Below are 10,654 nucleotides of genomic sequence, written 5' to 3' on the forward strand. Positions count from 1 at the left end.
TACTTCGCCCCTATCGTCGCCTTCGCGATGCTGCTCGCCGTGCTCATCATGAGCTTCGTGCGGAGGGCTCGGGCGAACCGAGGAGGCTGACCGGGTGGGCTCCGACGCGCGCGCACTCGCGACGCGGCTCGCCGACCTGGACGACGCCGCGCTCGCCCGGACGCTCGCGGCCCGGGGCATCTCGCCCCACATCGCCTGGCACGACTTCTTCGACGCCGCCGAAGGCCTGCTGGAGCCCGCGCAGCTCGACCGTGCGCTCACACGCCTGGACCGCTCGGAGCTCATCGCGCTGGCGTCGGGCACCGCGATCGAGGGCGGCGAGGCCGACCTGCTCGCGCTGACCGACGCCGACCACGCGCCGTACGACGCCGTGGCCGAGCGGATCGCGGCGGTCGCAGCATCCGATCCCGGCGCCTTCGCCCCGGCTCCGCAGGTCGCACCGCCGACCCCCGCCGCGCCGCGGGCAGCCGCCGCGGCCGCCGAACGCGCGTTCACGACGGCGGGTTCGTTGGCCGACGTCCTGCTCGCCTGCCTGCACACGCCCCTCGCCCGCACCGGTGCCGGCGCCGTGAGCGCCGTCGACCGTCGCCGGCTGACCGACGCGGGCGCCATCGCGGCCGCCGACGACCTCGAAGACCTGCTCGCCTCGGCGTCCGATGCGGGACTCGCCGCGGCGCGCGACCGCGAATGGGTCGTGACCGAAGCCGGCGAGCGATGGCTGCAGACACCCACGCCCGAGCGCTGGGAGGCGGTCGCCCAAGGGTTCCGCGCAGGCCTGCCCCGCGGCATCGGCACACCCGACGGCGGCTTCGCCGCACCGGCGACCTGGCCCGACGCGTACCCCCTCGACGACGAGTGGCCCGTTCAGGCCCAGCGGCTCCGGCGGATCGGCACCCGCTGGGGGCTGTTCGACCCCGACGAGTCCTCGACCGGCGAGTACCCGTGGACCACCGTGCTGCGAGAAGGCGGGCGCGCGGATGCCGCCAGCATGGCCCCGTACCTTCCCGCCGAGATCGACCGCGTGTACCTGCAGGCGGACCTCACCGCCATCGCCCCGGGGCCCCTCGCGCCGGCGCTCGACCTGCGACTGCGCTCGCTCGCGCTGCGCGAGTCCCGCGCCCAGGCCTCGACGTACCGTTTCACCGCGGAATCGCTCGGCGCGGGCATGGGAGAGGGCGAGACGGCCGCATCCATGCGGGAGTTCCTCGCCGGGCTGTCGCTGACCGGCATCCCCCAGCCGTTGGACTACCTCATCGAGAGCACGGCGTCGCGTCACGGACTGGTCCGCGTCCACGCCGACGACGTGACGGGCCGCACGCGGGTCGACAGCCCCGACGCGGGCGTGCTCGACACGATCGCCGTCGATCAGGCCCTGCGCCCGCTCGGGCTCGTGGGCGACGGCGACGGCCTGTCGTCGCGGGTCGCGCGCGACGCGGTGTACTGGACCCTCGTGGACGCGCGATACCCGGCGATCGCGCTCGATGCCGCAGGACGCCCTGAGCCGGTCCACCGGCGCGCGGCTGCGACACCGTCCGAACCCGCCGCAACGCCGGAGCAGACGTACGAGCGGCTGCTGACGACGCTGCGGCACAGCCACACCGCCGGGGGCGAGGCAGGCTGGCTCGAGCGCGAGCTGGAGCAGGCCGTGCGCGCCCGAGCCGAGATCGTCGTCGTCGTGCGCATGCCCGACGGCAGCGAGCGCGCGATGACGCTGGAGGCGTCGGGCCTGGGCGGTGGGCGACTGCGGGGTCGTGACCGCGCCGCCGACATCGAGCGCACCCTGCCGGTGTCGAGCATCGTGAGCGTCGGCACGGCGTGAGGCTGCGGCATCCCGCCTCAGAGTGCGTCGCGGCGGACCTCGCCATCGCCGACGCCGGTAGACTGGCTCGTTATGGCTGACGGACCCCTCATCGTCCAGAGCGACCGCACGGTGCTGCTCGAAGTCGCGCATCCCGATGCCGAGAGCGCGCGCCACGAGCTCGCCATCTTCGCCGAGCTGGAACGCGCACCCGAGCACATCCACACCTACCGCATCACGCGGCTCGGGCTGTGGAACGCGCGCGCGGCCGGTCACGACGCCGAAGACATGCTCGCGACGCTCGACCGCTGGTCGCGCTTCCCGGTGCCGCCGTCGGTGTCCATCGACATCGCCGAGACCGTCGGCCGGTACGGCCGCCTCGTCATCGAGCGCGCCCCGATCGCCGAGGACGGCTCCGGCGGGGAACTGATCCTGCGTTCGACGGATGCCGCCGTCCTCGCCGAGGTGTCCAAGAACAAGCGCATCCAGCCGCTGCTGATCGGCCGCCCCTCGCCCGACGCGTACGTGATCGACGCGTGGGCGCGCGGCCAGATCAAGCAGGAGCTCCTCAAGATCGGCTGGCCCGCAGAGGATCTCGCCGGCTACACGCCCGGCACCCCGCATCCCATCGACCTCGAAGAGGACGGCTGGACGCTGCGGCCCTACCAGCGGCACGCGGTCGACATCTTCACGGACGGCGGATCTGGCGTCGTCGTGCTCCCGTGTGGCGCCGGCAAGACGCTCGTCGGAGCCGCGGCGATGGCCGAGACCAAGACGACGACGCTCATCCTGGTCACCAACACCGTGAGCGCCCGGCAGTGGCGGGATGAGCTGCTCAAGCGCACGACCCTGACGCCCGAGGAGATCGGCGAGTACTCCGGCCAGACCAAGGAGATCAAGCCGGTCACGATCGCGACCTACCAGCTCCTCACCGCGAAGCGGAAGTGCCAGTACGCCCATCTCGCGCTGCTGGACGCGCTCGACTGGGGCCTCATCGTCTACGACGAGGTGCACCTGCTGCCCGCGCCCGTGTTCAAGCTCACCGCCGACCTGCAGGCGCGCCGCCGCCTCGGCCTCACCGCCACCCTCGTGCGCGAGGACGGGCGCGAGGGCGACGTGTTCAGCCTGATCGGGCCCAAGCGGTTCGATGCGCCGTGGAAGGAGATCGAGGCCCAGGGCTTCATCTCCCCCGCGGTCTGCTACGAGGTGCGCGTGGACCTGCCGGCCTACGACCGCCTGGAGTACGCGGCCGCCGCCGACGACGAGCGCTACCGGCTCGCCGCGACGGCCCCCGCCAAGATCGGCGTCGTCAAGCAGCTCGTCGAACGGCACGAGGGCGAGCGCATCCTCATCATCGGCCAGTACCTCGACCAGATCGACGTGCTGTCCGAAGCGCTGAACGCTCCGAAGATCACCGGGCAGACGCCCGTCGACGAACGCGAGGAGCTGTACCAGGCCTTCCGTGTCGGCGAGATCTCGGTGCTCGTGGTGTCGAAGGTCGCGAACTTCTCGATCGATCTGCCCGAGGCATCCGTCGCCATCCAGGTGTCGGGGTCGTTCGGATCCCGTCAGGAGGAGGCACAGCGCCTCGGCCGCCTGCTGCGCCCGAAGCAGTCGAACCACACCGCGAGCTTCTACACCCTGATCGCCCGCGACACCGTGGATCAGGACTTCGCGCAGAACCGCCAGCGCTTCCTCGCCGAGCAGGGCTACGCCTACACGATCCTCGACGCCCACTCCCTCGCGGCGTAGGCCTCAGAGCCGGGCGCGCAGCTCGTCGGGGGTGACCTCGAGCGCCCCGATCAGCGCCGCCGCGGGGTCGGGCGCGTCGCGCTCGAGCAGCGCGAGCATCATGTGCCGCGTCGTGATCGTGCGGGACTTCTCGCCGGCCGCCTTGGCCAGCGACTGCTGGAGCACGGCCTTCGCCCCGGATGTCAGGGCGACGCGCGACGACGCGACCGCGTGCGCGGGGGTGGGACCGAACTCGCCCAGCTTCAGCCCGATCGCTGCCAGGGCGCTCTGATCGAGCCGGTCTGCGGCGGCGCGGGCGGAGGCGGCATCCACCCCGATGCGCGACGACAGCGCGTCGTCTTCGAGCACCGCGATCAGCAGGTGCTCGGAACCGACGCGCCGGTCGCCGCGGCGCCGGGCTTCGTAGGTGGCGTCCTCGACGGCCGTGCGGGCCGTTCGTGCGAATCTCTCAAACACCGCTGTCTCGCTTTCCGTACTTCGCGTGGACCGACTGACGCGTGACACCGAGGGCGTCGCCGATCTGCTCCCAGGACCATCCGGCCGCGCGCGCCTCGGCGACGTGCACGGCCTCGACCCGCTCGGCGAGCCGGTGCAGAGCACCGACCGCGCGAAGTCCCGTCGCCGGGTCGGTCGTGCGGAGGTGCTCGAGATCGAATGAGGTCATGTTGTCAGTCTGAACTGACAACGTGGGGTTGTCAACACAGACTGACAGATTCGCAAGATTCTCTTGCACTACGCAAATAGTGGTTCTACACTACGTTCGTAGTAGTCAGGCACCCGCTCCACCGACGCTGAGAGGAGCACATCATGCCCACGGCACTCGTGACCGGAACCCGACGAGGGATCGGCAGAGCCGTTGCGCGACGACTCGCCGAGTCGGGCTGGACGGTGTTCGCCGGGGTCCGCGACCTCGATGACTGGATGCCGCGCAGCGACGCCGACACCCGGATCACGCCCGTCCGCCTCGACCTCAGCGACCCCGCCGACATCGCGGCGCTCGACGACGTGCTCCCCGCACGTGTCGATGCCCTGGTGAACAACGCCGCCGTCGCCGCACTCGGCCCGGTCGAAGCCCTCACGACGGCCGACCTCCGACGGCAGTTCGAGGTCAACGTCGTCGGCACGGTCGCCGTCACGCAGGCGGCACTCCCCCGTCTGCGGACCGCAGCCGGGCGGATCGTCTTCGTGTCGTCGGTCGGCAGCCGATCCGTCGTGCCCATGGAGGGCGCCTACTGCGCGTCGAAATGCGCCGTCGAGGGGATCGCCGACGCCCTCCGCGTCGAGCTGCGGCCCTGGCGCATCGCCGTGTCGGTCGTCGAACCCGGTCCGACCGACACCGAGACCTGGCGCGAAGTCGACACGATGATCGACGACATGGACGCGCGGATGGCACCCCATCACCGCGATCTCTACGCCGCGCACGTGATCGGGCTCCGGCAGAACATCGCCCGATTCGGCTCGGCCGTCGCGCCGCCCGACGCGGTCGTCCATGCCGTCGAGCACGCGCTGACCGCCCGGCGGCCTCGCGCGCGGTACGTGGTGGGCATGCCCGCGCGCACGATGGTCGCCATGAACACACTCCTCCCGACCCGCGCCGGCGACGCCATCGGCGCCCGCATCGCGGGCCTGACATGATCGGCTGACGCGGGCGACGCCGCGGCATGTCGGGTCTTCCGTCGCCTATCGTCGGATCATGGCCGAAACGAGGGACCGCGCGCTGGAGGCGGCGATCGCACTCGTCGGCGAGCAGGGCATCCGGGCGCTCACCCACGCCCGGGTGGACGAGCGCGCGGGACTCCCGAAGGGGTCGACCTCGAACTGGTTCCGCACGCGAGGTGCGCTCATCGCCGGCCTCGCGGCGTGGCTCGCGGAGAGCGAGCGGGCGGACTTCACTGCCGACGACGCCTCGTCCATCCAGACGCCGGCGCAGCTCGTCGACGCCCTCAGCGGTGTCATCGCCCTGCAGACCGGACCGCTCGCACTGCGGACGAAGACGCGCTACGCGCTGTTCCTCGAGTGCGCCGGCGACACCGAGCTGCTCGGCCCCCTGCTGGAACAGCGCCGCGTCTTCGTGGAGTGGACCGTCGCGCTGCTGGTGGGGATCGGTGCCCGCTCCCCCCGCGAGGCCGCACGGGCGCTCATGGCGACCGGCGACGGGCTGATCCTTCACCGGGTGACCGTCGACCCCGATGCCGAGATCCGCCCGGTCGTCGAACGCGCGGTCCGCGCTGCCCTCGACTGAGGCCGCCGCTCACTCCGCGGTGTACCGCAGGAAAGCGAACCCCTCGTCGTCGGTGACGACGCTCGCCAGCGCGAATCGGCGGTCTCCCTCGGCGACGCCCTGCACGATGCGTCCCGCGTCGCCTCCGACGAACCGCGGCGCGATCGTGACGCAGACCTCGTCGACGAGATCATCGGCGAGCAGCGCGCCGAACAGGCGCGGCCCGCCCTCGCACAGCACCTGCGTCCAGCCGCGTCGGGCGAATGCGTCGAGCATCATGCCGAGGTCGACGGCATCCGCGCCGCACGGGAGGACCGTGGCCACCGGCTCGAACGCCTCGCCGCGGCCGCCGGCTGCGGCATCCGTCGTCACGACGACCGGGCGCCGCACCGCCTCGGCGAACACCGGAGCGTCGGGGTCGACGTGCAGGCCGCCGCTCACGACGGCGAGCGCCGGCTGGTCCTCCAGCCCATGGGAGCGACGCCACGCGACGTCGTCGGCGCCCACGCGCAGGTCGCCGTAGCCTTCGGCGCGCACCGTGCCGGCGCCGACCAGCACGACATCGGCCATCGCCCGCAGCACCTGCATGAGCGCCCGGTCGGTGCCGCCGCCGAGCGCGCCGCTGCGGCCGCCGAGGGTGACGGCGCCGTCTGCCGACGACACGAAGTTCATGCGCACGCGGGTGGCCTCGCGGTCGGGCATCGCGTAGGCGTCGAACAGCTCCGAGCGAGTGGGCATGTCAGTCGTTCCCTTCAGGCCGCGTGTTGTGCAGTTCATAGGCGGGCTCCCGCCAGCCGAGGATCGCGTCGACCATGCGGAGGGCGTCGACCGTCTCGCGCACGTTGTGGGCTCGTACGATCCGCGCACCGTGCAGTGCGCAGAACACCGCGGCGGCCAGGGAACCCGACAGCCGATCACCGCGCTCGCGATCGAGCGCCTCGCCCACGAAGTCCTTGTTCGACAGCGCCACGAGCAGCGGCGAGCCGAGCGCGGCGAGCTCGTCCAGCCGCCGCGTGAGCTCCAGCGTCTGCCGCGTGTTCTTGTTGAGATCGTGTCCGGGATCGAGCACGATGCGCTCCGCCGGCACGCCACGGTCGAGCGCGAGGTCACGCCTGGCGGACAGGAACGCCGCGACGTCGCCGATCACGTCGTCGTAGTGCGGAAGCGGATGCTGCGTGCGCGGCGCCGCCAGGCTGTGGGCGATCACCACGCCGGCGCCGCCCGCCGCGACGACATCGGCCATCGCAGGATCATGGAGTCCCGTGGTGTCGTTGATGATCGCCGCGCCGGCCTCGATCGCCGCGGCCGCGACCGCGGGATGGAACGTGTCGACGCTCACCCGGGTGAGCGGTGCGAGCTCGCGCACCACAGGAACGACCCGGGCGATCTCGTCCTCGACGGGCACCGGCGGTCCCGGGGCGAACTTCACACCGCCGACGTCGACGATCTCGGCCCCGGCCTCCACCGCCGCGACCCCCGCGGCGACGGCCGCGTCGAGTGCGTAGGTGGCGCCGCGGTCGTAGAAGGAGTCCGGCGTGCGATTGACGATCGCCATCACGGCGATGTGCCGCGAGAGGTCGAGCACGCCGCCGGGTACATCGAGCACGCACTCCTGCACCGCACCATTGCCGAGCGCCGTCACGAGAGGAGCTCCGCAAGAGGCGTGGCCGGATCGCGCAGCCGGTCAGGGGCGATCCTCTCGGCTGAGCGGATCAGCGCCTGCACGTCCTCGTTCACGTCCCAGACGTTGACGTTCATGCCGGCCACCACCCGCCCGGCGTCGGTCCAGAAGGCGATGAACTCCCGTGCGTCGACGTCGCCGCGCACGACGATCTCGGCATCGCTCATGAGCGGAGCGTATCCCGACAGCTCCATGCCCAGGTCGTATTGGTCGGTGTAGAAGTACGGGATGTCGTCGAGCGCGGCCGAGAGCCCGAGCATCGATCGGGCCGCGACCTTCCCCGCGTTCAGGGCATTGGCCCAGTGCTCGCTGCGCAGATGACGCTGCAGCACGGGGTGGAACGCGTTCGCGACGTCCCCTGCCGCGAACACGCCAGGCGCACCGGTGCGCAGTGCCGCGTCGACGAGGACGCCGTTCTGCAGCTCGATTCCGGCGGCCTCGGCGAGCGCGGTGTTGGGCACAGCCCCGACTCCGACGAGCACCAGGTCGGCCGGCAGCGTCTCGCCGCCGGCGACGACTCCCTCGGCGCGTCCGTCGCCGACGATGCGCTCGACGCCGACCGACGTGCGCAGGTCGACGCCGTGATCGATGTGCAGACGCCGGAACACCTCGCCCATCTCGGCGCCGAGCGCGGCGGCGAGCGGCACCGCCCCCTGCTCCAGGATCACGACGTCGTTGCCGAGGGCGCGGGCGGTGGCGGCGACCTCCATGCCGATCCAGCCGGCGCCGATCACCACGAGGCGACGGCCGCCGCCGCGCAGCGGCGCGGCGAGCGCGTCGGAGTCGTCCAGCCTGCGCAGCGTCATGACGCCCGGCAGGTCGTGACCTGGCAGCGGCAGCATCCGCGGCGTCGCGCCCGTGGCCAGCAGCACCGCGTCATACGAGAGTCGCTCGCCGCCTTCGAGGTGCAGCGCGTACGCCGTCGGGTCGAGCGTGGTCGCCGAGACACCCGTCACGAGCCGGATGCCGTGGTCGGCATACCAGTCGGCGGGGTGGAGGATGACGGCATCCCTCCCCTCGCTTCCGCCGAGGTACCCCTTGGACAGGGGTGGCCGCTGATACGGCGGATGGGCCTCACCGGCGACGACCGTGACGTCGCCGTCGAAGCCTTCGTCCCGCAGCGCCTCGGCCGCCGTTCCGCCGGCGAGCCCTCCGCCGACGATCACCATGTGGGTCATCAGGACTCCTCTCCCGCGTGCGGCACCCGCCGCTCACGCCGCCATGAACCGGACCTGCAGCGCTCCGTCGCCCGCGAGCTCGCCGCGGAACGACGTGGTCGTGGTCGTGGCGGAGTCCGCTCGCACGCCCCGCACCGACATGCACAGGTGCTCCGCGTCGATGACGACGCCGACCCCGCGCGGCGCGAGCGCGTCATCGAGCGTGCGCGCGATCTGCATCGTCAGCGACTCCTGCACCTGCAGGGCGCGGGCGTGGTGGGCGACGACGCGCGCAAGCTTCGACAGTCCGACAAGGCGCTGGCCGGGCAGGTAACCCACGGTGGCGGTGCCGCGGAACGGCAGCAGGTGATGGCGGCACAGCGACACGAACGGGATGCCGCGCACCACGACCGGTTCGTCGTAGCCCTCGTCGTTGGCGAAGGTCGTCATCTCGAACGGCTGAGGCGTGAGCAGCTCGATGAACGCGTCGGCGACCCGTCGGGGCGTCTCGGCGAGGTCGCCCGCGTCGGGGTCCTCACCGAGGGCGCTCAGCAGATCGGCCACGGCGACCATCGCACGCTCCCGGTCGGGCCCCTCGTCGTCCGGGACCGCGTGCAGCGCAGCCGTCTGAGCGGTGATCGACATGTCGTGCTCCTTCGCGTCCGCCGGAACTGCGCCTGAGGCCGACGCTAGAACCGCAGATTTCTTTTGTCAAGATTCATGTTTTTAGAGGTACACTTCCCCGGTGGCCACATCATCGCCGCTGCCCCCGACACCCAACCGCGCCGACGCGATCGCGGCGCTGGTCGATCCGCAGCGACGCGATCTGTACCGCCTGGCCACGCAGCGCGAGGTCACTCGCGACGACGCCGCCGAAGCGCTCGGCATCCCTCGCAGCACGGCCGCCCTCAACCTCGACAGACTGGCGGATGCCGGCCTGCTGACCGTCTCGTACGTCCGGCGATCCGGGCGCACCGGCCCCGGAGCGGGCCGCCCTGCGAAGCTCTACCGCGCCGCGGCCACGGAGCTGGCCGCCACGATCCCCGAGCGGCACTACGAGCTCGTCGGCGACCTGCTCGCGGCGGCCGCCGAACGGGCGGACGAGACCGGCATCCCCGTCCGAGACGCGCTCGCGGTCGAGTCGTTCGCGGCGGGCGCCGCGATCGGCGCCGATGCCGGCCGCCTCGAGGACGCACTCGCCGTGTGCGGATACGCCCCGCGAGCCGGGGGCGCGGCATCCGCTGATCTCGTGCTCGAGAACTGCCCCTTCCACGTGCTCGCGAACCGCCACACCGCCCTGATCTGCGGGGCGAACCTCGAACTCGTGAGAGGGCTCGCGGCGGCCAGCGGCGACGACCGCACGCCCGTCCTCGCCCCGGCCGCGGGGGGCTGCTGCGTCGAGATCCGCACGTCAGCGCCCTGATCGAATTCACGGACGTGTCGCCGATATCCAGGCGCGGCATGGATTCCGCCGACATAATGGGCCCATGACCGCACCGCGCATCCTCGTCGTGGACGACGAACCGAACATCCGCGACCTGCTGATCACCAGTCTGCGATTCGCCGGGTTCCAGGTCCGTGCCGTATCCAACGGCGCACAGACCATCTCGGCCGTCCTCGAAGAGGAGCCGGACCTCATCATCCTCGACGTGATGCTCCCCGACATGAACGGGTTCAGCGTCACCAAGCGCCTCCGCGGCGCCGGCTACACCGCACCGATCCTCTTCCTCACCGCGAAGGACGAGACCGAGGACAAGATCACCGGCCTCAACGCCGGCGGCGACGACTACGTCACCAAGCCCTTCAGCCTCGACGAGATCGTGGCCCGCATCCAGGCCATCCTCCGCCGCACCATGCAGGCCGACGAGGAGTCCGTCATCCGCGCGGGCGAGCTCACCATGGACCAGGACACGCACGACGTGCAGGTCGGCGACGTCAGCATCGACCTGAGCCCCACCGAGTTCAAGCTGCTGCGCTACCTCATGCTCAACCCCAACCGCGTGCTGTCGAAGGCGCAGATCCTCGACCACGTGTGGGAGTACGAC

Annotated in this window: 12 protein-coding genes; 6 read left to right on the forward strand and 6 right to left on the reverse strand. The window is 71.8% G+C overall.

Annotated features, from left to right (window positions below; genetic code table 11):
* Positions 1–94: 94 nt before the first annotated feature.
* Both ACTHNQ_RS04960 and ACTHNQ_RS04965 read left to right on the forward strand, forming a co-directional pair.
* The gene (locus tag ACTHNQ_RS04960; RefSeq protein ID WP_440331627.1) at positions 95–1,819 is read left to right on the forward strand and encodes a helicase-associated domain-containing protein; all 1,725 of its coding nucleotides are present in this window, start codon (positions 95–97) and stop codon (positions 1,817–1,819) included.
* 72 nt (positions 1,820–1,891) lie between these two features.
* On the forward strand, positions 1,892–3,550 hold the full coding sequence (locus tag ACTHNQ_RS04965) for a DNA repair helicase XPB (protein WP_440331629.1): 1,659 nt from the start codon (positions 1,892–1,894) through the stop codon (positions 3,548–3,550).
* Positions 3,551–3,553: 3 nt separating this feature from the next.
* Here the strand turns inward: ACTHNQ_RS04965 and ACTHNQ_RS04970 are convergent, their stop codons facing one another.
* A complete protein-coding gene (locus tag ACTHNQ_RS04970) occupies positions 3,554–4,006 on the reverse strand; it encodes a Clp protease N-terminal domain-containing protein (protein WP_440331631.1) in 453 nt (150 codons plus the stop codon).
* Positions 3,999–4,214: a helix-turn-helix domain-containing protein gene (locus ACTHNQ_RS04975; RefSeq protein ID WP_440331632.1), complete on the reverse strand. Its 216-nt coding sequence runs from the start codon at positions 4,212–4,214 to the stop codon at positions 3,999–4,001. Before ACTHNQ_RS04975 ends, ACTHNQ_RS04970 begins: the two co-directional genes overlap by 8 nt.
* A gap of 143 nt (positions 4,215–4,357) precedes the next feature.
* Here ACTHNQ_RS04975 and ACTHNQ_RS04980 point away from each other — a divergent pair, with 143 nt between their 5' ends.
* On the forward strand, positions 4,358–5,185 hold the full coding sequence (locus ACTHNQ_RS04980) for an SDR family NAD(P)-dependent oxidoreductase (protein WP_440331634.1): 828 nt from the start codon (positions 4,358–4,360) through the stop codon (positions 5,183–5,185).
* A 58-nt stretch (positions 5,186–5,243) separates the two neighbouring features.
* Positions 5,244–5,792: a TetR/AcrR family transcriptional regulator gene (locus ACTHNQ_RS04985; RefSeq protein ID WP_440331636.1), complete on the forward strand. Its 549-nt coding sequence runs from the start codon at positions 5,244–5,246 to the stop codon at positions 5,790–5,792.
* Positions 5,793–5,801: 9 nt separating this feature from the next.
* Here the strand turns inward: ACTHNQ_RS04985 and ACTHNQ_RS04990 are convergent, their stop codons facing one another.
* From ACTHNQ_RS04990 to folE, 4 genes are read right to left on the reverse strand one after another with little or no spacing between them, the layout of a single operon-like run.
* A complete protein-coding gene (locus tag ACTHNQ_RS04990) occupies positions 5,802–6,509 on the reverse strand; it encodes a pyrimidine reductase family protein (protein ID WP_440331637.1) in 708 nt (235 codons plus the stop codon).
* Position 6,510: 1 nt separating this feature from the next.
* Positions 6,511–7,413, reverse strand: a complete 903-nt coding sequence (folP, locus tag ACTHNQ_RS04995; protein ID WP_440331639.1) for a dihydropteroate synthase — start codon at positions 7,411–7,413, stop codon at positions 6,511–6,513.
* Positions 7,410–8,630, reverse strand: a complete 1,221-nt coding sequence (locus tag ACTHNQ_RS05000) for an NAD(P)/FAD-dependent oxidoreductase (RefSeq protein ID WP_440331640.1) — start codon at positions 8,628–8,630, stop codon at positions 7,410–7,412. Before ACTHNQ_RS05000 ends, folP begins: the two co-directional genes overlap by 4 nt.
* Positions 8,631–8,663: 33 nt before the next feature.
* Positions 8,664–9,254: a GTP cyclohydrolase I gene (gene folE, locus ACTHNQ_RS05005; protein WP_440331642.1), complete on the reverse strand. Its 591-nt coding sequence runs from the start codon at positions 9,252–9,254 to the stop codon at positions 8,664–8,666.
* A gap of 100 nt (positions 9,255–9,354) precedes the next feature.
* Between folE and ACTHNQ_RS05010 the strand changes: the two genes are divergently transcribed.
* Positions 9,355–10,032 (forward strand): helix-turn-helix transcriptional regulator, encoded by a 678-nt coding sequence (locus tag ACTHNQ_RS05010; RefSeq protein WP_440331644.1) that lies wholly within the window; start codon positions 9,355–9,357, stop codon positions 10,030–10,032.
* A 64-nt stretch (positions 10,033–10,096) separates the two neighbouring features.
* Positions 10,097–10,654 (forward strand): response regulator transcription factor (locus ACTHNQ_RS05015; protein ID WP_440331646.1); only part of this gene is annotated, 558 nt, incomplete at its 3' end.

This window comes from Microbacterium sp., assembly GCF_051953575.1.
In the GTDB taxonomy this organism is placed as follows: domain Bacteria; phylum Actinomycetota; class Actinomycetes; order Actinomycetales; family Microbacteriaceae; genus Microbacterium.